The sequence below is a fragment of the Streptomyces sp. NPDC097617 genome, assembly GCF_044761485.1.
Taxonomy (GTDB): Bacteria; Actinomycetota; Actinomycetes; order Streptomycetales; family Streptomycetaceae; genus Streptomyces.
Map to the genome: position 1 here is coordinate 35,384 of NZ_JBIWCL010000019.1, position 25,216 is coordinate 60,599.

A 25,216-nucleotide genomic window follows, 5' to 3' on the forward strand; every position below is an offset into this window, starting at 1 on the left:
TCACGCACCACCCCGCAGCGTGTCTGGATCCACCAGTCCCTGCGGTCGACCTGTGGGAAGGTGCCTGTGAAAATCGCGGTGCAAGACCCCGGAAAGAACGCCACGTACATACTCGACCCGGAGCTGCTGGGCGAGTTCACGGTCGGACCTGCGCAGCTCGGTGAAGGCGCCGACGTCGTGTTCGTACTGCCGTCCAAGACGCTGTGCGAGCAGGTCCCCGTCGTCTCGGGGAGCGGCTCGGCCGACCCCTCCATCCTGATCTCCGACCCCGACGGTGACCGCCGGTGGCTGCTGACTCGCTCCGACCTGGAGCGCTTCGCGGCCGGCGACCAGCCGCCCACAGACGCGGTCTGGTTCTCGATGCCCGACGCGAGCGCCGGCATCTACGCCGCGGTTCCCCTGTTCCGCCGCGCCCTCGTACAGAACAGCTCCTGAGGCAACGGGCCCGCGGCAGCCACGGCTGCCGCGGGCTCCCGCCGTCCTTGATCCGGCACCTCACGAGGGACTTCGACAATGGACAGGGTTCGAGTATTTCCCGCACGGGCCATGGCTCCTCAGATTCAAGCCGACGCTCGATGGGTCGCCATCGACGCCGCAACCCGCCAGGCGTACGTCCTCTCCGGCAAGGATCGGGAGTGCGCGCTGCTGTCCTGGATCGCCCAAGGCGCGGAACGCGAGGCGAATGAAGAGTTCGAAGCGGCCGCGACAGCCCTTGGCATATCCGGCTCCTGGGAAAGTCCGGAGCCTCCCGACTTCCTGGCCCACTACCGCCGCCTCAACCTCGACTACCCCTTCCTGGACTACAGCGTCGAGACGAGCCACGAAGCCGACCAGGCACTCATGGACGGCTACGCGGCGCACGGAGCACCGCCACCGGTCACGACACAACGCCCCGGTTCGAGCACCGTGTTGCCCGAGGCGCCGCTCCCGGACGGTCCTGCAGGTCTTCCGAGCGCTGACCTTCTGGCCGCATGGCTGGCCTCGGCCGGCCGGATCACCGGCCGACGCCAGGGCCGACACGGCCCCATCGTCCTCAAGACAAGTCCCTCCGGCGGCGCCCGGCACCCCACGGATCTCGGCGTAATCGTGAGTGACGGATGGCCGGCGCCCTTGCGGGGCTCCTGGTGGTACGACGGCGACCATCACGCGCTGGTACGCGCGGAGGCCGGGTTGCCGCTGACAGCGTCCCTCCCACCGTTCGGTGTGGCGTTCGTCCTGTCCAGCCACGTCGAGCGGGCCATGTGGCGGTACCGGGACGTGCGGGCCTTCCGTCCGGTGCTCATCGACGCCGGCCACGTTCTGGAAACGCTGGACCTGACGCTTCACTCCACCGGCTGGTCCACCTCCTGGCTTCCGATGCCGGCGTTCACCGGCCCCGACCCCGTTCTTGGGCTGCTCCTCGCCACTCCAGAACCCGCTTTCGTCGAAGGCGAGTTCATACCGACTCCGCAGTCCGGACCCTCGGTATCGAGCGCCGAGTACCGCACCAACCCGCTTCTGTCCCTCGTCCCCCGGGTGGACGGCCTCTACGCCCGGGTCCACTCCGAAACGCAGGACCTGACGGCGCTCACGCCCGAAGCCGTCACCGCCCTCGCCTACGCCAACCCCAGTACGCGGGGTGACCGGCCTTCCGGGCCAGCCGAGATCTGCCGGAGCAGCGGCGTATCCCTGGCAGAGGTGGAGAAGCTGATCTCGGCTCGGGCACTTCTCCCTGCCGAGGAAGCCCTGGCGCTGTGGGAGCAGGTACGACCCTGGATCGAGTCCAGCTGGTTCCCGTCGTTGCTGGTTCACGCCGAGGCAGCCGGCGAAGCGCGCCTGAAGAAACACCGGACGACCACCACGGCCGACGCGAAGCCGCCGCTGCCATGGTCCCAGCTGCCTGCTGCCCTTGCCGCGCGTCGCACCCACCGCTCCTTCTCCGAGCGTCCGCTGTCCAGCGGAGCAGTGGACACTCTGCTCGAGATCCTGACGACCGTACGGAGCGAAGTCCGGCTGAGCCTGCTGCACCCGAACCACGTCCTGGGCGCAGGCACATACAAGCTCGACGTCGAGGGCTGGATCCGGGTCGGGCCGGCACCAACCACCGAGGCGATTCAACGCGCCGCCATCGGCCAGACCTGGACCGCCGGCATATCGGCGGTCGCGTGGCTCGTGCCTCGACCGGCGGAGCCGGGCGCCGTGTCATGGCAGGCCGCGCTCATCCAGTGCGGACGCGACGCACAGCGCATCGCCCTGGGCCTGGCCACCGATCCGTCATGCGGGGTCTTTCAGAGCCCTGCCCTGGTCGAGCATCTGCTGGAGCCGCTGACGGGACTCGGCACGGCCCACGACGGTGCGTACCTGGTGGGCGTGGGAACCACCCGGAGCGGCGGAGCGGGTGGAAGTGACACAGGTGATCACTGATCCTGCCTCGTGGGTTGCCCTCGAACGACCAGACGGTACGTGGGACGTTGTCGAGAACGCGACGAGCACCATCTACCAGGTCAGCAGCGCCCTCGGCACCCGGCTGTGGCAGCAGGACGAGCTGTGGCCGATTCCGCTGCACCAGGCCCTGGACACGGCCTCCGGCCAGGCCCCTTCCAGCGATCCGGAGGAGGCGCCGTTCGTCGACCTTGCCCTCGCGGGTGCCATCGTCCGCTACCACGCGGCCGACCCCGCTGTACTGAACCAGCTCCGGACCGGTCTCGCGGTCGCAGTACCTGACCGCCGGCGGACGGCAGATGTCATCGTACGGCTCGGCTCCGAGGCTCGGGCTGACATGCTGCACCGCTCGTTCGCCGGTGACCGGCCCGGTGTCTATTACCGCATGCCCGGCGATCCCCGGTGGCATGCTCTGACGGGCGACCTGCCCGCCCTGCCCCCGCTCGCTACTCCCCCATACAGCGACCGATTCATCGCGCTGCACGCTGCACTGCTCGTACTGCCCTCAGGCCAGGGCCTCCTCGTCTGCGGCAACCAGAAAGCCGGCAAGACGACCGCCGCGCTCTGGGCCCGGGACGCCGGGCTCGCCTCCATCGCCACCGACGAGGTCGCGCTGTTGGACTCGCTGACCGGCGTGGTCTTCGGTGTACCGCTCGCGGTGGCCGTACGGTCCGGCGACCAGCGGACTGCGGTGCCACTCCCACCGGGATCGACCACATACCGCGGCGCAGTTTTGCCCGCTGCTGTGGTGATCCTCGTGCTGGCGGAACCGCTGAGCCCATCGGGCTCCGTCGAGACGGCCGATAGCGAGGAGGAGGCGATGTCCTGGCTGGCGGAGCATCTCCGTGACGGGGGAGCAAGCCCGGCCGCCCTGCATCGGAGTAGCCGTGGGCTGGTCTCCGGGATCCCGGTACACCGCCTCGGCGTATCCCCTTGGCCCGGACTCGTCGCCGACTTCGAGTCCGGCCTGTCCTACGTGCTCAAGACCTTGGAGCGTTGCCCATGACATCACACTCCGTGCATCGACTGGACGAAGTCGACCGACTGGCCATCCGCGAGGGCGGCCTGCCCGATGACCTCGCATCCCTCATCGACACGGCCAACAGCGCTGCCGTCAAGCGTACCGCCGCACGCCTCCGGCCTCTTCTCGGAGACACCGTGGTGACGGGGCTCGGGCGGCCTTGCGAGGCCCCTTCCCTCGGAAGCGCCGGCAATGACTTCGGGCGGCTGCCCGGCCGTACGGAGTTCGAACGCTGGCTCACGGCCGAGCCGCGCCTGGTAGCCGGACCCGGTACGGGAGCCAACTCGGACATGGAGCTCCGTGATGCCGACGGGAAGCTCCCCGGCGAACGATTCGGCAACCGGCTGGAGCCGGACTCCGACACCTTTCAGATGGACATTCACCGGGTGCGGCGCGCGCTGAACGAAGGAGTCACCCTCGGGATTCGGCAGTTCGACCGCTGGTCGCCAGCCCTGGCATCGCTGATGGACGACATCGTCGCCGTGTCCGGAGCCGACGTGTTCACCAAGCTGTTCATCTCTGCCGGCACTACCAGTGTCACCGGCTGGCACTCGGACCGCCAGGACGTCATCGCCCTGATGCTCTGGGGCAGCAAACGCTTCCAGCTGGGCGGCTGGGACACCCCCGAAGGAGGCCCGGCTTCCAGCATCGTCCTCGATGAAGTGCTCAAGCCCGGGGACTGCCTGCTCTTCCCTGAGGGCCACCCCCACCAGGCAGTCCCGCTCGGCGACGACAGCGGGCTCCTCTCGATCGCCCTCCTCCGCCGTGACAACTGGATCTCCCGGGACCAGGTGCCCACCCATCTCGGCGTCTCCGAGTTTCCGCCGAGCGAGGTCACCTACCGCCGGCTACTCCGCTCAAGGCTGCCGCTCGCCACGGAGTCGCCGTACCTCGCCGACAGCACGCAACTCCGCACGCGGATACCAGGAGGCGTCGAGCTTCTCGGCTCCACCCCCGACGGGCAAGTCGCGTTCGCCGCGGCGGGCGGTGTCTTCGCCGCGAGCCCGGACACCACAGCCCTGCTCGCCGCTGTCCACGCATCGTTCCCGGTCACGCTGGGCGAGGTGTCCCTGTCCGGGGACCGTGAGGCAGCGGCCCAGCAGACTCGCTCCCTCTTCGAGATGGGGCTGGTGATCACCACGCCGTAGCTTCATACGCACAGCCTGCGGCTCCCCGCTCGAGTACCGCGTGTAGGATCCACGTCTCCGCGAGCAGTAGACCTGCGGAAATTTCAGAATCCGGGCTCGATGAGAGGTGGCTATTGTCGGTGGAAGGTGAGCAATCCTCGCCTGCGGTGCCGATCCAATGCCCACTCTAAGTAACGAATCTTCCGAATCGGGCATGCTGTCGGGGCGGTAAGACCCCAGCTCTGCACAATGGGCCACGCTGCCGCAGACTGGAACTCGGGGCGACCAGGCGAGGCTGCCGATGACATCTGACAAGGCCCCGAAGGCGGAGTCGGGCAAGAGCCGGAAGACCAGCAAGATCGCTGAGAAGCCGACGAAGGGTAAGGCGGCGAAGCAGGATCGCCTGCCTGGCAGGTCCGCTTCCTCTGGTACGCGGGAGTCCCAGTCGAAGGAGACTGGCTCAGGCCAGGGTTTCCGCGCGGGGCACCGGGCATCTCAGTCCGTGGTGAAGGAGATGCCGGTGAAAGCGAAGTCGGCCTCGCCCAGGAATGTGCGGCAGCTGCGGCCGCGCAAGCCGGCGCATGAAGGGTGGGGCCCGTTCTACGACCTTGCTGGAGCTGCCGAGCTGCTGGGCCGGCCGCTTCCGGTGCGTCCCAGGACACCGCGGCCGAGCTGGCCCGGCTGCGGGCGGACAATGCCCGGCTGCTGAAGAACGAGAAGGAATGGCAGCTGGAGCGGGAGATCCTGCGCCGGGCAGCCGCGTATTTCGCCCGGGAGATGAAGTGAAGACCGCCGCTTGGGACTTCGTCTCCACCCACGCCGAGAAGTTCGGCACCAAGCGGATATGCCGGGTGCTGGACGTCTCCCGCTCCGGCTGCTACCGGTGGATCGCCGGCGCCGAGGCGCGGGCCGAGCGGCAGGCCGCCGATGACGCCCTGGTCGCCGAGATCCGCGAGATCCACGCCGAACACCGCGGAAACTACGGCGCGTTGCGCATCCATGCCGAACTGCGCGGCTTCGGCCACACCGTCAACCGCAAGCGCGTCGCGCGTCTGATGCGCAAGCACCACATCGTCGGCCGCCACCTGCGCAAGAAGAAGCGGACCACGATCGCAGACCGGCTTGCGCCGCCGGTGCCGGATCTGGTCCAACGGGACTTCACCGCTGGGGCTCTGGACGAGAAGTGGTGCGGCGACATTACATACGTGCAGGTCGGCGCCGTGTGGCTCTACCTCGCCTGCGTCATCGACATCCGCTCGCGCCGAGTGCTCGGTTACTCGATGGCCTCGCACATGCGGGCCGGACTCGTCATCGACGCGCTCCAGGCCGCGGTCGCGGCCCGCGGCGGCGACGTATCCGGGGTGATCCTCCACGCGGACAGAGGCTCGCAATACACGTCGTCCGCGTTCGCGCAGGTCTGCGACCGGTACGGCATCCGCAGGAGCATGGGCAAGGTCGGCTCGAGCTACGACAACGCCCTCGCCGAGAGTTTCTGGCAGGGGCTGAAGAGGGAGACGATGCACCAGAGGCTGTTCTCGACGATGCTGCAGGCGAGGCTGGAGATCTTCCAGTGGCTCACCTACTACAACGCCCGCCGGCGCCACAGCGCGCTGGGCTACCTCTCCCCGATGGAGTTCGAACAGCAGCACCACACGACAGGTAAACTCCAACTCGCAGCATGACCCCTGTGTCCACACTCCGGGGGTCACCTCAGGTGTGACGCCGTCCCCGCCGGTCACGTGGATCGGGCAGGACAGCCAACCGGGCCGCCGCGCCGTGAAGTTCACGCTGTTCACGCGAGGGCGACTTGATCAGACAGACGGTGGCAGACTGGCGGCACATCGGAGCTCCGGTGATCGGGCGACTTGGTAGGTCCCCTTGATCATCGGAGCTTCGTTGCGTACGGAACTCCCGTAGTGAAGGTTCGTCACGCCCCTGTGACCTGCTGGTTCTCGAAGCCACCAGGACTATGAATCAGCCCTGGCCGTGGGGAGTCCCTGGGGGGGGTACCCGGCCGGAGTGCTGTGAGGAGCTGCCACGGTGACGGTTCCGACCAATGCGCCCCCGTCCCAGGCGACCCAGCACTCGCCTTTGGTCAGGCGGTGCTGTGTGTCCTGCGGACTTTGGTAGGAGGCGAAGAAGACCCGCCCGGCAGCGGCATGGTCTGCATAGGCGCGGTGGAGCAGGAAAGTCAGCTGCTCCACCGAATCACCGTCGCGGAAACGCCTGAACTGCACAGTTGCGGACGGACCCACTTCCGTCGAGTTGATGTCCATCCGCGCAGTCAAGCTCACTTCGCTGTCCGCCGTCGCCCCTGATCACCCCGGCATGTCGGGCCGGGGCGATCTTGACGCCCTGGTCGCTCGGTCGGCACCTCAATGCCACCGTCGAGCGTGGCTCTCGGACCGGCTGATCGCGGCAAGGGACACGTCGGCGACGGCCAGGGCGCTGCGTGATTCCCGACCGCCGTCCGCCCGCCCAGCGCCGCCGTCCCACCGCACTCGGGTGCCTGATGGTGAACCTTGCCCCTCACACGTCAGTGGGTCACCGACCGGACCGGCGTACGCGGGCGGCTGTCCGGCCGGACAAGGAGGGGCCGGTTCCAGCCGCTGCCTCAGCAGGCGTGCGGTCGGGGGACGATGTTCCAGACCTGCTTGCCGATGTCCGAGGTCGATCGTTGCTGATGGCCGACCACTCCTGAACTGAATCGGGTCAGGAAGGTCGTCGAGGCCAGGTTCATCAGCCTTCCCTCGAAGCAGTCATACCTCCACACCTGACCTCCGTCGTTCCGGTCGCAGGCCGACATGTAGACCTTCCCGCCCAAGACGTTCCGTTCGGAATCCAGGCACTCGCCGGTGGACCAGTTCTTGAGCAGGAAGAACGCGTCGGAGTAGTCGACCATCCGCCAGTTCCCGCGGAGGTTGTCCGTGTCGCACCTCTCCGTGTCGACCTGGTTGGTGGAACCCGGAACAGCGGTGAGGCAGTCCCCTCGGGCGGACTGGATGCGAACCCGGTTCTCGTCCCAAGTACCCGTTGCGTGGGCCGTTGAGGCGAGAGCGACCTGGGAGAACGCCACCAGGGTGGCACCCAGTCCAACGAGCATGGCGCGAGTGGTTGTGTTCCTTCGGGGCATGTTCATGAAAACTCCAGATGTCTTGCGCGTGGTGAAGCATGAAGTGGTGTGCGCAGGGATGGTGCGGCGACGAATCCGCCCCACCCTCCGGTAGCTGTAGGAGCATGCTGCCGAGCGCGAACATAGGATCGGCAACTGCTCATTTCACAGGCCGTTTTCTTTTTCAGTTCGGTCGTGAGCTGCTCGAGTGGGCCGGGGTCATTCCGATTGGTCACACGGATCGTGAGAGGCCTGGAGGCCTACGGTGCGAGCAAGCGGGGCACGCCCAGACCTCTCGCGGACGCGCTGGGCGCCGGCGCACCGCCCGGGACGGCACGCGCAATGCAGATGCGGGCGCTGAGTCGCGCTCCCGCTTCGTAGAACATGTACTCCGTGCCGTTCTCGGAGCCGAAGGACGGGGCCGCGACGCGCCCCCGGTCGGAAGCGATGGGCGAATGGAAGACGCCCAAGTGGTTCTCCTGCCGGAAGTCGTTGCCGACTTCGGTGAGTCGCATCCGGCCGTCGTTGCCGTGATAGGCGATGTACGTGGTCGCGTTGCGCTTGACCACGGTCGGACCGGAGATGTCGGTGAGACCGTCCCCTTCGGGGTTCACCAAAGGGGTCGCGCTGAACTGCCAGTTGTCCCATCCGTTGGGAGACCAGCCGTAGAAGATCCGCCGCCCGCCCTTAACTCCCATGAAGACCATGACGTACTTGTTGTTGCGTCCGGGCAAGACGTGCTCGAAGACCCGGGCGTAGGAAGTCTCCGATGTACCCGGCACCAGGCGCGTGCTGAGGATCGGCTTCTCGTCGACGAAGTTGATGCCGTCGCGCGAGCGGGCAACGCGGGTCACGGTGTTCTCGCCGTGGAAGTAGCAGAAGAACTGCTGCGTGGCTGCATCCCAGACGACGTGCGGGGACGACACGTGACTGACCGTCGTGCCGTTCAGGTGCCTGTCGATCACGGGGTTCTCACGGTAGTCGCTGAAGGGCCCCTCCAGCGAGTCGCCGAAGGCTACGCAGATCCCGCCGGGGTTCTCGTGCGGGGCGTAGTAGAGGTAGTACTTGGAGCGTGGATCACTGATCTTGTCGAACACGCCCCGGATGCTCGGGAAGATGAACTCGCCGGTACGGTTGTAGTTCAAGGGCATCGCCAGTGCGTCGCGCAGGTATCGGTAGGTCGGCATTCCAGCCGGGCCGGCAGCGCGAGCGGGGGGCGCGAGTGCGGTAGCGGCGCCGCCCGCGATTGCCACTGCGCTCAGCGCGACCCCGCCCCGCAGGACGTCACGCCGACCCCATGTCGGACGGTTGCGTTCGGGTCCCTTCATTCCCTCTCCTCCTCAGAGCCGTTTCGTCGCCCTCTCGCAGTCCGTACGGTCAGGAGGGGGCGGTTCGCGGGGGTCTGACAGCCGACCGGCTGCCAGACCCCTTCAGGTGCCGACTACTCGTTCGTGAACGACGCGACCACCCAGCGCTGCGACGTTGCCTCGTCCTTGCAGTCCTTGGCCGCGACCTCAGCGGTGCCTCGGCCTGTGGCACTGCCGATGGTCAGGCATTTCTTGCTCTCGAAGTTCTGAATCCGGACCTGGTCGCGGAAAGCACCAGGGGCCTTCTGGGCGAGCTTGTGCGCCCACTTCTGCGAGTCCTTTCCGGTGACACACTTCGCGATGAACACGTTCCCACCGCTGTCGCTCTCGAGGCAGCGCAGGTTGTCTCCGGAACTTGCGCCCCTAGAAATGATCTTGTCGCGGAGGAAGTTCCACGACTGGACGTTCTCGTTCACGCCTCCGATTCTCGCGAAGACCTCACCCTTGCCGCTGGGGCCCACTCCTCCCGCGGTGAGCGAAAGGTTGGACTTCGGGTTCGCGTAACTCCTCGTGACCCCCACCTTCTGGGCCGTGGTCCGCACCAGCGTCTCCTCCTTCTCGCTGCCGGGCTTGGAGTCCGCGAGAGCGGGAACCGCGACCGCCACCCCCGCGATCACTGCTGCTGCCGTGCCGAGAATGACCCACCGCTTCGCGCGTCGGGGCGACTGAGGCCCCGTCCGGTCCGCGTGCACATCCGTCATGAACTCTCCTGTGCTCGTGCTTGATTCACCTGGGCGGCAAGAATTCGCGTGCCTGCCTCCGTTCATGGACAACGGGCACCGCGCAGATCGGTTCAAGGACCGGAAGCCGGATTCGCCGGCAAGCTCACGGTCGTTCAGCGACTGAGGAGAGTCCGGAGCGCCCCGGCGATCTCGGAGGGCTTCTCCTCCGCCATGAAGTGACCAGAGGTGACCGTCCTGTGCTCCAGGTCGGACGCCCAGGAGCCCCACAGGGCGGCCGCGTCGAAGCCGAGGAACGCGCCCCAGTCCTGCTGGAGCACGGTGACCGGCATCTTCAGCTGGTTCCCGGCAGCGCGGTCCGCCTTGTCGTGCTCGATGTCGATACCGGCGGAAGCCCGGTAGTCGGCGACGATCGAGGGCACCGCGCCCCGGCAGGCATCCAGGTACGCGGTGCGGACGTCAGCGGGAATCGCCTGCGGGTCGTTGGTCCAGGTGTCCAGGAAGTAGCCGAAGAACGCGTCCGGGCTCGCCTCGATCATCTGCTCGGGCAGACCGGGCGGCTGGGCCATCAGGTAGAGGTGGAAGCCGACCGCCGCGCTGACACCGTGCAGCACCTCCCACATGTCCAGGGTGGGCAGCACGTCCAGGCTGGCGAGGTGAGTGATTCGGTCCGGGTGGTCGAGTCCGGCGCGGAAGGCCACCAAGGCACCACGGTCGTGCCCGGCCAACGCGAATCGGTCGTGTCCGAGGGCGTCGGCCAGGGCCACGACGTCGGCCGCCATGGTGCGCTTGGCGTAGACGGTGCCGTCGGTCTCGACGGGCTTGTCGCTGTCGCCGTAGCCCCTCAGATCGGGGCAGATCACGGTGTGGTCGTGCGCGAGATCGGCGGCGACGTGCCGCCACATCAGATGGGTCTGCGGGAAACCGTGCAGCAGCACGATCGGGGTCCCCGTGCCGACGACGGCCGCGTTCAGGGACACTCCGTCGGCGACCTCGATCCGCTGGTAGTCGAACGTGCTGGTGGGAGGGGCCATGAGTGGGCTTCTTTCCGTGGGCGGGCTGGTGTCTCCACCCTGGAGGCCCCGGATGAGCATCGAATGAGCGACCTATAACTTGGCACCGGAGGGCGAGCGGGAAGGCGGTCAGGTGTGAATGTCACATTCGGGATGCTCGGGCCGGTGACGGCCTGGGACGACGAGGGCGGACCGATCGCTTTGAAGGGCCCACGGCACCGCGCCGTGCTGGCCCGGCTGATCGTCGCCCGGGGCCGGGTCGTCCCCGTCACCCGCCTGGTGGACGACCTGTGGGAAGTACCGCCCGCTGACGCGGTCGGGACCGTCCGTACGTTCGTCTCCGCGCTGCGGCGAGCCCTGGAACCAGAGCGCCGGCCCCGCACGCCGGCTCGCCTCCTGGTCACCGAGGGTCCTGGCTATGCGCTGCGCGTCGAGCGCGGCTCCGTCGACAGCTGGTGTTTCGAGCAGGCGGTCGCCGCCGCGCGCACCCTGCCGCCGCAGCAGGCGCTCGACCGGCTCGCTGAGGCTCTGGGCTACTGGCGGGGCCCGGCCCTCGCGGATTTCCCCGAAGAGGCCTGGGCCCGCACCGAGCGTTCCCGCCTCGGCGAGCTGAGGCTGCACGCCCTGGAGTGCCAGGCGGAGGTCCGCCTGGCACTCGGTCGTGGCGCGGACGCGATTCCGGATCTGGATGCGCACGTGGCCGAGCACCCCTGGCGCGAGGACGCGTGGCGACTCCTGGCCCTCGCGCTGTACCGCACGGGCCGCCAGGGCGACGCGCTCGCGGTGCTGCGCCGTGCACGCAAGATCTTGGTCGAGCAACTGGGGGTGGATCCCGGCCCGGGACTGCGCCGCCTGGAGGCGGACATCCTTGCCCAGGAACACCACCTCGACCGGACTCCCGGGACGATCTCTGCGGCGGACACCGTGTGGGCGGAGGCGTCGGCCGCCTACGACCGCACGCTGGCATCCGGCGCCCGGGCACGGCTGGAATCGACCGTCGGCCTGCTGCGCAATCTCGCCGTGACGGGTGGCGGCGGCCTGGAGGTGGCCCGTAGGCACCGCTCGGCCGTCATCGCGGCGGCCGAAGAGCTGAGGGACCCGGACCTGACCGCGCGCGTGATCGGCGCCTATGACGTTCCGGCGATCTGGACGCGGGTGGACGACCCCCGGCATGCGGCGGACGTCGTGGCAGCGGCGGAGCGCACCTTGAAGACCCTCCGGCCCGGCGGGCACGACGTGGCACGAGCCCGGCTGCTGGCCACGATCGCCCTGGAGTCACGCGGGAGCGCTTCGGCGCGCGGGCTGCAGGCGGCCCGGCAGGCCGAGCAGATCGCCCGCGACCTGGACGACCCCGCCCTCCTGGCGTTCGCGCTCAACGGCGTGTTCATGCAGACCTTCTACCGGGCGGGCTTGTCTCCGCTCCGCGACAGGATCGGCACGGAGCTGATCACCCTGGCCGCGAGGCATGGGATGGTCACGTACGAGGTGCTCGGGCACCTCATCCGCCTCCAGGCGCGCAGTGCCCTGGCCGACTTCCCGGGAGCGGACCGCCACGCGACGGCGGTGGACCGCCTGGCCGAGCGGAACGAGCTGCCGCTGGCGGGAGTGTTCACCCAGTGGTACCGGGCGCTGGGACGCGCGGCGACCGGGCCGGCGCCAGAGGCGGAAGCCGCCTTTCGGGAGGCCGCGGCCCGGCTCCACGGCGTCGGCATGCCCGGCCTGGAACATGGGCTTCTGCCACTGGCCCTGCTGTGCTTGCGGATGCGGCACGGGCAGAGCCCGCCGGACGCACAGTACGCGCAGATCTACGCACAGGCCGACTGGGGGCCGCACGAGCCGTGGGTGGCTCCCCTGCTCCTGGTCGCCCAAGGCCTCGGGGACAAGGCCACCGCGGTTCTGCGAAAACTCCCGGATCCTCCTCCCGGCCTGCTGTTCGAGGCCCTGTGGTCCGTGGTGGCGCGAGCGGCGCTTGCCGTGTCGGACCGGGCCACGATGGAACGCGCTCACGCCGCGCTCACGCCGGCCCGGGCCGAACTTGCCGGCGCCGGCAGCGGTCTGCTCACCAGCGGCCCCGTCGCGGGGTACCTCGGCGAGCTCGCCGCCGCGCTCCGGAAGACGTGATGACCTGCGTCGGGCCCGCCCGCCGCGCCAACTGAGCAGTAAAGCGGGCTGGTAGGTGAGCAGTTCTCCGGCGGATGGTGAGGCATCTTCCCAACGCAAGGAGTTCCAGTGGCCAACGTGGTAATCATCGGCTCAGGCCCCGTCGGCCTCACCGCCTCGATGCTTCTCGCCGCAGACGGACACCTCGTCACCGTGCTCGACCGCGACGCCACCGCCGCGCGAACGATCGAGGCAACGGTTGGCGGCGACTGGCGTCGGCCCGGCGTCAAGCAGTTCGGGCACACGCACATCCTGATGCCGGCCGGCCTCCTCCTCCTGGAGAAGGAGCTGCCGGCCGCCGTCGACCGCATACGCGAGGCGGGCGGCAACACGTACAACATGATCTCCGGTGCCTGGAGCGTGGCGGGTGTCGGACCGCGGCAAGCGGGGGACGAGCGCTTCGAGACCGTCACTGCCCGGCGCCCGGTGCTGGAGGCCACGCTCCTTGCAACTGCCACCGATACGCCAGGAGTGCACATCCTCGGCGGGACCAGGGTGGTGTCCTTGCTCGTCGGAGAGTCCCAGACGTCCGGCCGCCCGCACATCGTCGGCGTCATGACCGATTCCGGAGTGCGCGTCGAGGCCGACCTCGTCGTCGATGCCTCCGGGCGGCGCACGGAGGTGCCCGACCTGCTCGCACAGGTGGGTGTCGAGCCCGAAGTCGTCCGCGAGGAAGCGGGCTTCCGCTACTACACGCGCTACTTCCGCGCCGATGAGCGGGGGGTGCCGGCTCCCCGGCCCTGGCCCCTCTCCCACCACAACAGCATTTCCGTCGTCACCGCGCCGGGAGACGGCGACACCTGGTCGGCGACGCTGGTTACCTCGGACCGGGACCAAGAGCTCCGTCCGCTGAGTCGCGTGGAGGTGTGGGACCGCGTGCTTGCGCTCTATCCCCAGGCCGCCCACTGGAACCGCGGCATCCCGTTGACCGACGTCCATGTCATGGGCGGGACCCACAACACCCGGCGTGGCCTGGTCGTCGACGGGCAGCCGATCACCACGGGCATCGTGGCGATCGGGGACGCGCGGATGACGACCAACCCCCAGTTCGGTATGGGCATGACGACCGGGCTGCGCCATGCGGCGCTGCTGCGTGACGTGCTCCGCCTGCTCGGCACCTCCGATGCCGTAGAGCTCGCCCTGCGCGTCAGCCGTGAGATCGACGACGAGTGCGGGGCCATGTGGGAGGAGGACTCCCATTGGAGCCGGCACCGCATCGCGGAGATCGATGCCGAGATGCGCGGCGAGCACTACGAGACGGATGATCCGGGCTGGGCGCTGCGCACGGCCGTGGACTCCGTCCTCCTGAAGGACCCTGAGATCCTGCGCGCCATGGGCGACGTCGGCTCGATGCTCGCATCCGCGGACGAGGCCTTCATGAAGAGTGGCCTCGTGGAGCGGGTCATCACGCTCTCGGCAGCAGCCCCCCGCTACAGCGCACCGGGGCCGAACCGGGAGGAGATCCTCGCCGCGGTGCGCGACGATCAGCAGGGCGGCTCCGCCTCATAGGCCTTCCGCTGCCCACCGGTCGGTCCCGGTGCCGCCCCTTCCCGACGGGCGGCGTCCCGGGCGCGAGGGCGAGCTACTCGGTCGGGACCGCGCCCCGGAGGTTCTTCGGCGCGGCGCGCCGGCCGCGGGCGGTGCTGTCCGGTTGGTGGCGCATGTGGTCGCGGACCCGGGTCATGATGCCGCCGAGCGCTTCCACATCGTCGTCGCCGAGCGGGGCGAAGAGCAGGCGCCGGGTGACGTCGATGTGGCCGGGCAGGACTCGGCCGACCCGGGCGAGGCCCTCCTCCGTGAGGGTGACCATCGTGGCGCGCTGGTCACTGGAGGAAGGCTTGCGGGTGATCAGTCCGGCCTTCTCCAGGAGTCCGGCCTGGTGGGTGAGCCCGGAGCGGCTGTAGACGACGCCGTCCGCGAGATCGGTCATGGTCAGCGGTCTGCCGGCATCGGCGAGGCGCGCGAGCAGCTGGAACTGGACGTAGCTGAGGTCACCTTCCCCCTGGAGCTGCTGCTCGACGGCGCGCTGGAGCAGGCTCACGGCCTCCATCAGCGCGAAGTACGTCCCAAGCTGCTCGGGCCGGAGCGCGCCGGTGTCCGGGGTGCTGTCGGGAGTCATCCGCCCATCTTAAGTACTTCGACATCGAAGCGTATCCCTGAATCGCATGGCGCACGTCACACCCTTCAGCGATATTGCTTCGGGATCGAAGCATGTTTAGAGTGGCAACAGTCGCTTCGACATCGAAGCAATTTCTGGGAGGCAGTCATGAAGGCAGTGCGCTACGAGCGCTACGGCAGCAGCGGGGTCCTGCGCGTCGAGGAGGTGGACCGTCCGGCGCCGGGCGCGGGGCAGGTGCTGGTGAGGGTGGCCGGCACCACGTTCAACCCGGTCGACGCGGCGATCCGGGCCGGATATTTGCAGGAGGTCTTCCCGCTGGACCTTCCCCACGTGCCGGGGATCGACGTGGCCGGGACGGTCGCCGGGCTCGGAGACGGTGTCGAGCGGTTCGCCGTGGGCGACGCGGTGGTCGGCTTCCTGCCGATGAACGGGCCCGGAGCGGCCGCCGAGTATGTGGTCGCCCCCGCGAAGGTGCTGGCCGCGGCGCCGAAGGCGGTCGGCCTGGCCGACGCGGCGGCGCTGCCGTCGGTCGGTCTGACCGCGTGGGAGGCGTTGTTCGAGTACGCCGGGCTCGCCGCGGGCCAGTCCTTGCTGGTGAACGGGGCAGGCGGAGCCGTCGGCGGGTACGCGGTCCAGCTCGCCGTGCGGGCCGGGGCCGTGGTGACCGCGACCGCGAGCCCGTCCCACGCCGACCGGTTGCGCGGCTATGGCGCCGGCCGGATCGTCGACCACACCGCCACGCCCCTCGCCGAGGCCGGGGTGGGGGCCTTCGATGTAGTACTCAATCTGGTGACGACTTCACCTGCCGAGACCGCGGAGCTGGTCGGCCTGGTGGCCGACGCCGGCGTGCTGGTGTCCACGACCACCGACGCGGACCCGGATCCCGCACGGGCGGTACGCACGGCACGGGTGTTCGCCCGCAGCGACGCGGACCTGCTCGCCGAGTTGGTCGCCCTTGTCGACTCCGGCGACCTGCACCTCCACATCGCCGACCGGCGCCCGCTGGCCGACCTGCCTGCGGTCCACACCGCGGCCGCCGAGGGCCGGCTGCCCGGCAAGACCGTCATCACCGTCTGACCGCGGTCGCCCGGCCGCCGGCCGGGACGGCTCGCTGATCCACCTTCCATGCCGTGTACTTCCGGCCGTTCCAAGGAGATGTCGTCTTGTCTTTTACCTTCGACCCGCAGGTCGCCGAAGCGCTCGCCCCGATGGCCGCCGCCATGGCCGACGCCACACCCCCGCCGGTCGGCGACGTCGCCGCACGCCGCGCCGTGCTGGAGGGGCTCATCGGCCACACCGACACCGCCCAGCCCACCCCCGACGACGTCACCTCCACCGGCTACCGCCTGACCACCTTCGACGGCGCCCAGATCGATCTGCGCTGGTACACCCGCAAGGACAAGGCCGCCGTCGGCGAGCCCGGCCCGGCCGCGGTCTACCTCCACGGCGGCGGCATGATCCTGGGCCACATAGGCCTGTTCGACGGATCGATCTCCCGCTACGTCTCCGCCAGCGGCACCCCGATCCTCGCCGTCGACTACCGGCTAGCCCCCGAGCACCCGCACCCCGCCCCCGTCGAGGACTCCTACTCCGCCCTGATCTGGCTGCACGATCACGCCGCCGAACTGAACGTCGACCCCGCCCGCATCGCGGTGTTCGGCGACAGCGCCGGCGGCGGCCTGGCCGCCGCGGTCTCCATCCTCGCCCGCGACCGCCAGGGCCCGGCGATCGCCAAGCAGATCCTCGTCATGCCGATGCTGGACGACCGCAACCTGACCCCCGACCCGCAGCTCGCGCCGTTCGTGCTGTGGTCCTGGGATGACAACCGCACCGGCTGGGAAGCACTCCTGGGCGACCGGGCGGGCGGGGCCGACGTCCCCGCGCATGCCGCCCCCGCCCGGATCGCCGACCCCGCCGGCCTCCCGCCCGCCTACATCGAGATCGGCCAGCTCGACATCTTCCGTGACGAAGCCCTCACCTACGCCCTGCGCCTGAGCCGGGCCGGCGTCCCCGTCGAGTTCCACCTCCACCCCGGCGTGCCGCACGAGTTCGAAAGCATCGCCTTCAACTCCGACGCCGCCGGGCGCGTCATCACCGACCGTGTCCGAGCGCTCGGCTCCCTGTGAGCCGGAGACCCGGGCGCCGGACCCGACCCGCACTGCCCAAACGCTGGACACACCGCTGCTCCTGACGTCCTCGCTGAACGCCCGGGCCCCAGGGCCCGCCCGCATCGACGCCGCAGGCCGCCCCACACCGGTGCGGCGGCCTGCGGCCCGACCCCAAGGATGCCGCCATGACGATCCCCTACCTCGCCCAACGGGACGAGCAGCAGACACTCGAATGGATCGGCGGTGGACTGTTCACGATCCTCCTCGACAGCCAGGCCACCGAAGGACAGTTGACCGTCGGCCGATTCGACGTCCCCAAGGACGAAGCCCCTCCGTTCCATCTCCACACCCGCGAGGACGAAGTCTTCCTCCTCCTCGCAGGCGAAGCGCTGGTCTGGGTCGGTGACGAACGCCACGAACTGTCCGAGGGCGGCGTCATCTACCTGCCCCGCAACATCCCCCACGGCTACCGCATCACCTCCGACCGCGCCGACCTGCTGGTCATCGCCACCCCGGGCGGCATGGAAGAGATGTTCCGGCACGCCGGACGCGACATCACCACCCCCCGCCCGGACGGCTTCGAGATCACCAAGGACAAACTCGCCGAAGCCGCCGCTCTGCGCGGCAACACCATCGTCGGCCCGCCCCGCTGAACACGGCCGCGCGTGGCGCTCAGAGCCGGCCGCTTCCGGCTGACCGGCCCGACCTCCGCTCCTGCGGCCACAGCCACAGCGGGTCCTCAGAGTTCCGTCCAACAGGACTACCCGCGGGACCCGAACCGGATACTGACCTTGTCGAGTACGGCCTTGGCCGTATCGCCGAGGTAGGGGCCGGCCAGCCAGACCGACGGGTCGGGGCCGACGGACGTGTTCGACACGAGAGCGGGCCGTCCGTCCGTGCCGACCACGAACCAGCCACCGCCGGAGGAACCGCCCGTCATGGTGCAGCCCACCCGGTACAGCGTCGGTTCACGGTCCTTGAGCGACAGGCGGCCCGGTTTGCCCGCGCAGGAGTGCATCGTGGCCCCGTCGAACGGCGGTGCCGCCGGGTACCCCCATGTGCCGACGAGGTTCACGTCCTGCACCGCCAGGCCGTTGAAGGCGACCGGGAGCGCCGAGCCCACGGTCTCCTCCAGTGACCGGGCACCAGACCCGGGAGCGGGTGCGACGTGCAGTACGGCGAAGTCGAACGCCGCCCCGTTGCCGCCTTCGGACGTGCCCTCGTCGATCCACTGGTCCGAGGTGGCGGCCCAGTCGGCCCACCAGGTACCGAACGGTGCCATCTGTCCCGCGGAGGCGCGCTCGAGCGCATCCGCCGGAAGCGCCTTGTCGTTGAACGAGGGCACGAAAACGATGTTGCGGAACCAGCCGCCCTCACGCCCGGCATGGACGCAGTGGCCCGCGGTCCACACAAGGTTGGAGCGGCCCGGACGGGCGGGGTCCCGCACGACGGTGCCGGAGCAGGTCTGTGGTCCGTCCGGGCTGTCGAAGTGACCCCGCTCCACAGCAGCTTCCGGGGCCGGGAGCAGGCGACCTACTGGCCGGTAATCTGTGAATCTTGGGCGGCCTGCCGGGTCCTCCCATACGGTTGAGCTGCGAGGTGACCAAGGGGGAATGTGTGCGTCAGCGTGGTGCGCTAGGGGATGTGCTGGAGGCGGCGCGCGACCGGGCGTTCGTCGGCCGGAACATGGAGCTGGCGTTGTTCCGGTCCGCATTGGCGGGCGAACCCGGAGCCTGCCCCGTTCACTTCCTGCACGGGCCGGGGGGAATCGGCAAGTCGACCCTTCTACGTCGGCTGGCTCGTGAGGGACTTCGGGCAGGGCGCGCCGTGATCGAGGTGGACGGCCGGACGGTCGCTCCCACTCCGCAGGGATTCACTGCGGCTGTCGGGGACATCCCGGCGGAGCCCGGAGTGGTGCTCTTGGTGGATACCTTCGAACGCTGCCAGGGCCTGGAGGGCTGGCTGCGCAACGAATTCCTCCTCGGCCTCCCCGTGGGCAGTGTGGTGGTGCTTGCCGGGCGCGGCGCGCCGGACGCCCGCTGGACCTCGGATCCCGGGTGGTCGCAACTGTTGCGCGTGACGTCCCTGCGGAACCTGCCCCCCGACGACGCCGCCCGGTTGCTGCACGCGCGCGGCCTGCCGGAGGGGGCTCATCAGGCAGTACTGTCCTTCACCGGCGGCAACCCCCTGGCCCTCTCGCTGGCGGCGGCCGTGGCCGTCAGGGAAGAGGGCGGAGTCGACTCCGGCTGGAAGCCCAGTCAGGACGTCATCGCCACCTTGCTGTCCAAGCTGCTCGGTGACATTCCCACCCCGGCGCACCGCAGGGCCCTGGAGATCTGTGCGCACTCCTACGTCACCTCGGAGTCACTGCTCCGGGCCCTCGTAGGCGAACAGGCTCCCGGGTTGTTCGCCTGGCTGCGCCAGCAGCCCTTCATCGAAGCGACGGACGCGGGCCTCTTCCCCCACGACGTGCTCCGTGAGGCACTCGAAGCCGATCTGCGCTGGCGGGACCCCGACGGCTTCGCCGACATGCACAGAGCCGTTCACCAGTACCTCGTCGAGCGGGTACGCAAGGTTTCCGATGCGCAGTTGCTCCAGGCCACCAGCCCCCTCATCTACCTCTACCGCAAGGAAGCCTCGGCCAACTTCCACAAGTGGCGTGACGGGGACCACGTCAAGGACGAGCCGTACGTGGAGGAAGACCGCGAACGTGTGCTGGAGCTGGCCGAAACCGCGGAAGGCGGGGAGTCCGCGAACATCTGCCGGTACTGGCTCGACCAGCAGCCCGAGGCGTTCCGCGTCTACCGTTCCACTCAGACGGGTGAGATCGTCGCGTTCTTCGCGTGGCTGCGCCTGCGAGAGCCACTGGGCACCGGCATCGACCCGATCGTCGATGCGGCCTGGGCACATGCCCGGTCGGCCGCACCACTCAGGGCCGGCGAGTACATCGCTCTGGCCCGATTCCATGTCCACCCACCGGTGTACCAGCGCACCTCGCCACCCATGGATCTGATGCACTGGCGGGGGCTGGGCGAGATCTTCCGGGCCGACCGGCAGGCCTGGACGTTCGTCGTCAAGCGCGACGACGGGCACTGGGACGCGTACATGCACCACTTCGCGATGCCGTCCGTCGGCCGCCGGCCCCGCGTCGGTCCGCACCCGTACGTCCTGTTCGGCCACGACTGGCGGGCGCAGCCTGTCGGACCATGGCTGGAGGAGAGGTCGAACACGATCCTGGCCCACAAGCTCAGGCGCGGCGCATCGTCCCCCTCCGGGGAACACGCGGAACTTGTGGTGCTCTCCAGGCCGGAGTTCGACACTGCAGTGCGCGACGCCCTCCGTGCGATCCGACGCCCGGACGCGCTCGCCCGCAACCCCCTCAATCACAGCCGAGTGCTGACCCAGAGCGCCACGACTCTGTCCGCGTTGCTCACCAAGGGCGTCGATGCCCTTCGGGAAGGGCGCTCGGGCGACAAGCACCACCGTGCCCTCACCACGACGTACCTCGCGGGCACCCCGACCCAAGAGGCCGCAGCAGAGCGTCTCGGACTGCCGTTCAGTACCTACCGCAGGCACCTCACCAGCGGAATCGAGCATCTCATCGACCTGCTGTGGCGTAGCGAACTCAACGGAACCGCGGTCGTCGCAGAAGACCCGGCGTGACTCTTACGGCAGGCGCCCGGTGACACCCGGGCGGAACGGCTTCAGGAGTGGGTGATGCCCGTCGCGCGGAGGGTGTCGCGCAGCGCCCGCAGGGCGTAGTAGCTGCGTGACTTGACGGTTCCCGTAGGCACGCCGAGGGCTTGGGCGGCTTGGGCGACACTGTAGCCGCGGTAGTAGACGAGAGCGATGACGTCGCGATGGGAAGGTGTGAGCCGGCCGAGCGCGTCGAGGATGACCTGGCTGGTGAGTATCGAGTCGATGGCGTCATCGACAGGCAGGTTGAGGTCGTCGGCGGGTGGGGATTCGGGCGGCCTGACGGCACGGGCGCGGTAGTGGTCGATGGCGAGGTTACGGACGACGGTGAACAGCCACGGGCGGATGGAGACGGGGTCGGTGGTGGTGGTGAAGTTCCTCCAGGCGCGGGCAGCGGCTTCCTGGAGAAAGTCTTCGGCCTTGTGCCAGTCGCCGTTGAGGAGGCGGGCCGCGTAGCGCAGAAGGGGTGTGGCGTGGTGGTGGTAAACGGCGTGTACGAAGTCCTCGCAGGGGTCGGACTGCGGGAAGGTGGCAATGGCACCGGGTATCGGTGTTCCGGCTTCCGAAGTCCGCCTCATGTACTGACACCCTTTGCTTGATCAATGGACCGGTTGCGTGACATTGCGCATTCCTGTTCGGGGCCGGGGTACGCCGGGCTTCGGACCGGCGTACCAGTGCTGCGGCTCGCCGGTGTCGTCCACACCTACGTGACGCTTCTGCGGGCGAGGGCCTCGACCAGCCGCGCACGGGACGGACCAGTCCGGATGGAGGACTCCGCGTCGGCCGAGATCAGTGAGAATCGGACCTGCAGGTCCCGCGCCAGCGTCACCGGGGTGCCCGGGGTGGCGTCATGCCGGGCGATCTCGTCCTCCGGCACCGCGGCGGGGGGAGAGGGATTCCCCGACGTGCCTCCGTTTCGCGCCTGGAGCCGTTCCTCCCAGTCGGTGATCCGATGGTGGAGCGGTGACAGCAGTTCCTGCGTGAGACGGTCGAAGCGCACCACAGTGTCCTCGACACCGGCCTGGCGCAGGGCGTCCCTCAGCAGGACGGTGTGCAGCAGTCCCATGGACGGCCCCAGACCGAGCAGGGGATTGACCGCCGCCCACGCGTTTCCGACGCTCACCGTTCCGGTTGCCACCGGTCGACCGCCGAGAACGAACCGCCGGTAGCTGCTCTCCACCCGAGGTGTGACCCATACACCGGGCCAAGGCTTCCCGGTGAGGGGAGGCAGCAGCGGTTCGTAGAGCTTTGCAGCCCGGCTCCACGCGGACGCCTCGGCGAGCGGGTAGAGCTGGAGGTCCTCGTCGCTGATGCCCAGGGTCATCGAGCAGGTCCCCCGGCCCGCCGCCACCGACGCCACAGTGACGCCGTCGAAGTGGCGCAGGGACCATCTTGCGGTGCCGGGGCACGTCCCGGGTGAGTCGAAGCGCCGTGTGTAGAGGCGCATACCGCTGTCCTGTCGCTCTTCCCGAGGCCGGGGAGCGCCGATCTCGCTCAGTTGTCTGACCATGTTCGAGCCTCGGCCTGCCGCGTCGACGATCAGATCGGCGAGCACGGCCTCACCTCCGTCCGTCAGGACGCCCTGGATGTGCGGCCTGCCGGGCAGACGCTCCTTACCTGTCAGGAGAGAGGCAACGCGGACTCCGCGGTCGACCCTGATGCCTTCGGTCCGGGACATCTCGTCCTCCAGAACGCCGGCGATGAGCATGCGGTGTACGACAGGATTCGGCTCGCCGTGACCAACAGCGTTCAGAGAGGCCAGAGTTCGCGCCACGGCGGGAAGCTCGCCCGACATCATGCGCATGGCCTCGGCGAGCAGTACGAGAGGCCCCTCCCCCACCGCCCACAGCTGATCGGAGACGCCCTCGCCATGCCCCCGGGCATCCGGCCCCTGCGCAGAGGAAAGGACGGGACGTGGATCGAGAACCGTCACTCGATGTCCCTCTGCCGCGAGCAGCAGGGCCACCACTGCGCCCACAGGACCCGCACCGCACACCACAACATGCATCCCACAACCCTTCTCCGTACTCAAGGGCATGAGCATGTCGACATCCACTGCTCACTTCACAGACCGGTTTCCTGCTCACCTTGCCTCTCGGCACGTCCGACAGGACCGGCGAGCGGGATCACCAGCGTCCCTCCACCGCGGTGCAGCGGGCACCGGGCACCGGGCACCGCAGTCATCTCCATGGCGGCCGGGTCAGGCGGGCCGGCCCGCTTCCCCTGTGCTCGCCAGGTCGGTGCCCTGGAGCTCGTGATGCCACAGCAGATCGCTGATTCTGTCGATGCCCGATGTGAGGTGTCGCCGATAGGTGCTGAACGGCAGTCCGAGACGCTCCGCGGCCGCCTCCTGCGTGGGGGCTCCTCTGAAATACGTAGCGGCCACCGCCCGATGACGCTTCTCGCCACTGCGCTCGTCCAACAGGGCTTCGGCGGAGGCGGCAAGAACCTCGGACAGACTGAGTCGGCCATCGACAACCAGTCTGCTGCGGTTGAGTGGATTGCCGGCGAGCACCGCCGGTTTGCGCAACGTGCGCAGCGCTTCCCTGACCGCCGCGTCGAACTCGGGCCGTGACAGCACCACCAGCCCGCCACGCGCGGACGACGGGGTAGGGGGCATGGGCGCGCCCGACAGCATCGCTGCACTCTTCTCCTGCAACCAGGCGTCGGCCGGTTGCGCGCGCCAGTCGTGGCCGAACAGTGCATAACGGTGGTGGCCGACCGCGGGCCGTTCGTCGGCGGGCAGCAGGTTGAGGTCCCGCAGATATTCGTTCCAGGACCCATTGTCCCGCATCACCGCGTACGACCAGGTGAGCCCGTCGGCGCGAATGTACTCCGATGTGGCGCGCCACTGCATGAAAGTCATCGGAGCGGACGGGAGTTGGTACTCGTCGGGGTACACCGAGAAGCGAGCCAGAGCCATGTGCTCGCCCGGCCTGAGCGGCCCGTTCGTCCGCGCGTGCCGCCAGGCCGCGGCGACCACCGGATCGACGTCCAGGCCTTCCGGCTCCGCTATGCGCAGCCAGGCGGAGAACGCGAGGACCTCACCGGTTTGGGTCGACCGGTACACGCGGAACGCCTCGGGCCGACGGGCCAGCCAGAAAGCGGCCATCGCTGCGGATTCCTCGCCCTCAGCCGTGTTGGCCAGCTCCAGCACGCGGTCGCGATGGTCCGGGCGGTACGGCTGGTCCTGGAACAGGCCCGCGTCGCGCCAGTCATTGAACTCCGACATGTGGCCGTCACCGCGGTAGAGGTAGGTCAGTGCTCCGGTGGCCTGGAGCACCCGGGACTCGGGTACGGCGCGGACCTGGGAGAGGAAGTAACGGCGCATCTGTCCGTGCATCGCGGCGAACCCGTCCGGGTCGCGCCACCGCAGGTCCGCCTCCAGTGACTCCCGGACGGCGTCGTGCGGGAAGAGCCCGGCGGCCGAGGTCTCGATGTACGGCTGGACACGCAGCCAGGAGAACAGCTCCGGCGCGTGGTCGCCCATGAGAGCGCGGAGCAGGGACTCGGACGTGACGTAGGCGTGGGCACAGATCTCGAGCGCCTGGCGGTGCAGAGAGCTCGGCGTGTCGCCGATCAGCAGGGGCAGGAGCAGAGCGACGGCGTCCTGGTCGGGGCGCCAACCGGACGTGGCCGCCTCGTCCTTGACCGCGAGGGCGGCCGCCAGCGCGAGTGCGAGCGGGTTGCCGCCGGTGAACGACAACAGTGTCGTGTGGACGCGGGACGACACGCCGCGCGTGGTGAGGAACGCGGTGGCGTCCGACGGCGCGAGGTTACGCAGGGAAGAGACCTGCAGCAGGCCGATCCACCCCGGATCGGCCGTCCAGCGAGGGTCGAGGGCATTGCGCCCGGCCACCACGACGAGTGCGCCGGCCGGCAGTCGCGGCAGGAAGCGTTCCCACAGCCAGCCCTCGAGCCCCTGGCACTTCTCGAAGGTGTCCACGAGCAGTACCACTCCCGGGGTTCTCACCTCCGGACCAGCTGCCGCGGCGAAGCCCTCCGGCGTCGGGTCGACGGTCCGGCCATCCACCTCGACGACCGTCCGGCCCGCCCGGTGAGCCTCCCTGGCGAAACGGCGCAGCAGCATCGACTTGCCGATACCGCCGGGCCCGTGCAGGTAGTGAATCGGGCAGGCGCGCGCGTCGCCCGCCAACGCTGCCTTGAACAGGGCGAGTTCTGCCTGGCGCCCGACGAAGGCACGATCCCGGCCGACGGTCAGGCTGTCGTCGATGACGCCTTCGTTCCCGCTCATCGATTGAATGGCCCTCTCTCCCGAGTGTGAATCCTGGCCGGGGCACGAAGTGCCCCTCGTCGCAACGGAACTGGCTCCTGGAAGACCCGGCCAACGGTACGGGGTGAACGCCTCGGCGCCGTCCCCCGCGGGGGACG

General features: G+C 69.2%; 19 protein-coding genes and 1 pseudogene. 11 read left to right on the forward strand and 9 right to left on the reverse strand.

Annotated elements, in window-relative coordinates:
• The first annotated feature begins 78 nt into the window (after positions 1 to 78).
• The 5 genes and pseudogenes from ACIQZO_RS26750 to ACIQZO_RS26770 form a co-directional block, all read left to right on the forward strand.
• Complete coding sequence (locus ACIQZO_RS26750) at positions 79 to 435, forward strand: hypothetical protein (RefSeq protein WP_266949493.1); 357 nt, start codon at positions 79 to 81, stop codon at positions 433 to 435.
• 111 nt (positions 436 to 546) lie between these two features.
• Positions 547 to 2,403 (forward strand): hypothetical protein, encoded by a 1,857-nt coding sequence (locus ACIQZO_RS26755; protein ID WP_403630699.1) that lies wholly within the window; start codon positions 547 to 549, stop codon positions 2,401 to 2,403.
• Positions 2,393 to 3,427 (forward strand): hypothetical protein, encoded by a 1,035-nt coding sequence (locus ACIQZO_RS26760; RefSeq protein ID WP_403630702.1) that lies wholly within the window; start codon positions 2,393 to 2,395, stop codon positions 3,425 to 3,427. The genes ACIQZO_RS26755 and ACIQZO_RS26760 overlap by 11 nt, the downstream gene beginning before the upstream one ends.
• Positions 3,424 to 4,590, forward strand: coding sequence for a JmjC domain-containing protein (locus ACIQZO_RS26765; RefSeq protein WP_403630704.1), 1,167 nt, complete (start codon positions 3,424 to 3,426; stop codon positions 4,588 to 4,590). Before ACIQZO_RS26760 ends, ACIQZO_RS26765 begins: the two co-directional genes overlap by 4 nt.
• A gap of 618 nt (positions 4,591 to 5,208) precedes the next feature.
• Positions 5,209 to 6,251 (forward strand): annotated as a pseudogene (locus tag ACIQZO_RS26770) (IS3 family transposase); the annotation flags it as partial.
• Positions 6,252 to 7,183: 932 nt separating this feature from the next.
• Here ACIQZO_RS26770 and ACIQZO_RS26775 read toward each other — a convergent pair.
• The 4 genes from ACIQZO_RS26775 to ACIQZO_RS26790 form a co-directional block, all read right to left on the reverse strand.
• Positions 7,184 to 7,672 (reverse strand): ricin-type beta-trefoil lectin domain protein, encoded by a 489-nt coding sequence (locus ACIQZO_RS26775; RefSeq protein WP_403630707.1) that lies wholly within the window; start codon positions 7,670 to 7,672, stop codon positions 7,184 to 7,186.
• Between the two features lie 269 nt (positions 7,673 to 7,941).
• Positions 7,942 to 8,868 carry a hypothetical protein gene (locus ACIQZO_RS26780; protein ID WP_403630710.1) on the reverse strand — a complete coding sequence of 309 codons (927 nt, stop codon included), beginning with the start codon at positions 8,866 to 8,868 and terminating at the stop codon, positions 7,942 to 7,944.
• A gap of 254 nt (positions 8,869 to 9,122) precedes the next feature.
• On the reverse strand, positions 9,123 to 9,749 hold the full coding sequence (locus ACIQZO_RS26785; protein ID WP_403630713.1) for a ricin-type beta-trefoil lectin domain protein: 627 nt from the start codon (positions 9,747 to 9,749) through the stop codon (positions 9,123 to 9,125).
• 134 nt (positions 9,750 to 9,883) lie between these two features.
• Positions 9,884 to 10,762: an alpha/beta fold hydrolase gene (locus ACIQZO_RS26790; protein WP_403630716.1), complete on the reverse strand. Its 879-nt coding sequence runs from the start codon at positions 10,760 to 10,762 to the stop codon at positions 9,884 to 9,886.
• A 114-nt stretch (positions 10,763 to 10,876) separates the two neighbouring features.
• Here ACIQZO_RS26790 and ACIQZO_RS26795 point away from each other — a divergent pair, with 114 nt between their 5' ends.
• Complete coding sequence (locus ACIQZO_RS26795) at positions 10,877 to 12,862, forward strand: BTAD domain-containing putative transcriptional regulator (protein WP_403630718.1); 1,986 nt, start codon at positions 10,877 to 10,879, stop codon at positions 12,860 to 12,862.
• Positions 12,863 to 12,970: 108 nt separating this feature from the next.
• Complete coding sequence (locus ACIQZO_RS26800; protein WP_403630720.1) at positions 12,971 to 14,410, forward strand: FAD-dependent oxidoreductase; 1,440 nt, start codon at positions 12,971 to 12,973, stop codon at positions 14,408 to 14,410.
• Positions 14,411 to 14,483: 73 nt separating this feature from the next.
• Here the strand turns inward: ACIQZO_RS26800 and ACIQZO_RS26805 are convergent, their stop codons facing one another.
• The gene (locus ACIQZO_RS26805; RefSeq protein WP_403630723.1) at positions 14,484 to 15,020 is read right to left on the reverse strand and encodes a MarR family winged helix-turn-helix transcriptional regulator; all 537 of its coding nucleotides are present in this window, start codon (positions 15,018 to 15,020) and stop codon (positions 14,484 to 14,486) included.
• 147 nt (positions 15,021 to 15,167) lie between these two features.
• Between ACIQZO_RS26805 and ACIQZO_RS26810 the strand changes: the two genes are divergently transcribed.
• The 3 genes from ACIQZO_RS26810 to ACIQZO_RS26820 all read left to right on the forward strand — a co-directional run bounded on the left by ACIQZO_RS26810 (position 15,168) and on the right by ACIQZO_RS26820 (position 17,781).
• Complete coding sequence (locus tag ACIQZO_RS26810) at positions 15,168 to 16,097, forward strand: NADP-dependent oxidoreductase (RefSeq protein ID WP_403630726.1); 930 nt, start codon at positions 15,168 to 15,170, stop codon at positions 16,095 to 16,097.
• An 86-nt stretch (positions 16,098 to 16,183) separates the two neighbouring features.
• Positions 16,184 to 17,146, forward strand: coding sequence for an alpha/beta hydrolase (locus tag ACIQZO_RS26815; protein WP_403630728.1), 963 nt, complete (start codon positions 16,184 to 16,186; stop codon positions 17,144 to 17,146).
• A 167-nt stretch (positions 17,147 to 17,313) separates the two neighbouring features.
• Complete coding sequence (locus tag ACIQZO_RS26820; RefSeq protein ID WP_403630730.1) at positions 17,314 to 17,781, forward strand: cupin domain-containing protein; 468 nt, start codon at positions 17,314 to 17,316, stop codon at positions 17,779 to 17,781.
• 107 nt (positions 17,782 to 17,888) lie between these two features.
• Here ACIQZO_RS26820 and ACIQZO_RS26825 read toward each other — a convergent pair whose 3' ends face one another.
• Complete coding sequence (locus ACIQZO_RS26825; protein WP_403630732.1) at positions 17,889 to 18,632, reverse strand: trypsin-like serine peptidase; 744 nt, start codon at positions 18,630 to 18,632, stop codon at positions 17,889 to 17,891.
• Between the two features lie 419 nt (positions 18,633 to 19,051).
• On the opposite strand from ACIQZO_RS26825, the gene ACIQZO_RS26830 reads away from it, so the two are divergent.
• Positions 19,052 to 20,791 carry an ATP-binding protein gene (locus ACIQZO_RS26830; protein WP_403630735.1) on the forward strand — a complete coding sequence of 580 codons (1,740 nt, stop codon included), beginning with the start codon at positions 19,052 to 19,054 and terminating at the stop codon, positions 20,789 to 20,791.
• A gap of 41 nt (positions 20,792 to 20,832) precedes the next feature.
• Here the strand turns inward: ACIQZO_RS26830 and ACIQZO_RS26835 are convergent, their stop codons facing one another.
• The 3 genes from ACIQZO_RS26835 to ACIQZO_RS26845 form a co-directional block, all read right to left on the reverse strand.
• Positions 20,833 to 21,402: a sigma-70 family RNA polymerase sigma factor gene (locus ACIQZO_RS26835; RefSeq protein ID WP_403630737.1), complete on the reverse strand. Its 570-nt coding sequence runs from the start codon at positions 21,400 to 21,402 to the stop codon at positions 20,833 to 20,835.
• A gap of 125 nt (positions 21,403 to 21,527) precedes the next feature.
• Positions 21,528 to 22,664 (reverse strand): hypothetical protein, encoded by a 1,137-nt coding sequence (locus ACIQZO_RS26840; protein ID WP_403630739.1) that lies wholly within the window; start codon positions 22,662 to 22,664, stop codon positions 21,528 to 21,530.
• A gap of 360 nt (positions 22,665 to 23,024) precedes the next feature.
• Positions 23,025 to 25,079: an ATP-binding protein gene (locus ACIQZO_RS26845; RefSeq protein ID WP_403630742.1), complete on the reverse strand. Its 2,055-nt coding sequence runs from the start codon at positions 25,077 to 25,079 to the stop codon at positions 23,025 to 23,027.
• Between the last annotated feature and the right edge of the window lie 137 nt (positions 25,080 to 25,216).

What these genes read in the sequence shown, in the direction of transcription:
- ACIQZO_RS26835 (WP_403630737.1), bottom strand. Translation starts at nt 21,402, where the DNA reads ATGAGGCGGACTTCGGAAGCCGGAACACCGATACCCGGTGCCATTGCC.
- ACIQZO_RS26780 (WP_403630710.1), bottom strand. Translation starts at nt 8,868, where the DNA reads ATGCCGACCTACCGATACCTGCGCGACGCACTGGCGATGCCCTTGAAC.
- ACIQZO_RS26775 (WP_403630707.1), bottom strand. Translation starts at nt 7,672, where the DNA reads ATGCTCGTTGGACTGGGTGCCACCCTGGTGGCGTTCTCCCAGGTCGCT.
- ACIQZO_RS26810 (WP_403630726.1), top strand. Translation starts at nt 15,168, where the DNA reads ATGAAGGCAGTGCGCTACGAGCGCTACGGCAGCAGCGGGGTCCTGCGC.
- ACIQZO_RS26790 (WP_403630716.1), bottom strand. Translation starts at nt 10,762, where the DNA reads ATGGCCCCTCCCACCAGCACGTTCGACTACCAGCGGATCGAGGTCGCC.
- ACIQZO_RS26755 (WP_403630699.1), top strand. Translation starts at nt 547, where the DNA reads ATGGCTCCTCAGATTCAAGCCGACGCTCGATGGGTCGCCATCGACGCC.
- ACIQZO_RS26845 (WP_403630742.1), bottom strand. Translation starts at nt 25,079, where the DNA reads ATGAGCGGGAACGAAGGCGTCATCGACGACAGCCTGACCGTCGGCCGG.
- ACIQZO_RS26785 (WP_403630713.1), bottom strand. Translation starts at nt 9,749, where the DNA reads ATGACGGATGTGCACGCGGACCGGACGGGGCCTCAGTCGCCCCGACGC.
- ACIQZO_RS26820 (WP_403630730.1), top strand. Translation starts at nt 17,314, where the DNA reads ATGACGATCCCCTACCTCGCCCAACGGGACGAGCAGCAGACACTCGAA.
- ACIQZO_RS26765 (WP_403630704.1), top strand. Translation starts at nt 3,424, where the DNA reads ATGACATCACACTCCGTGCATCGACTGGACGAAGTCGACCGACTGGCC.
- ACIQZO_RS26805 (WP_403630723.1), bottom strand. Translation starts at nt 15,020, where the DNA reads ATGACTCCCGACAGCACCCCGGACACCGGCGCGCTCCGGCCCGAGCAG.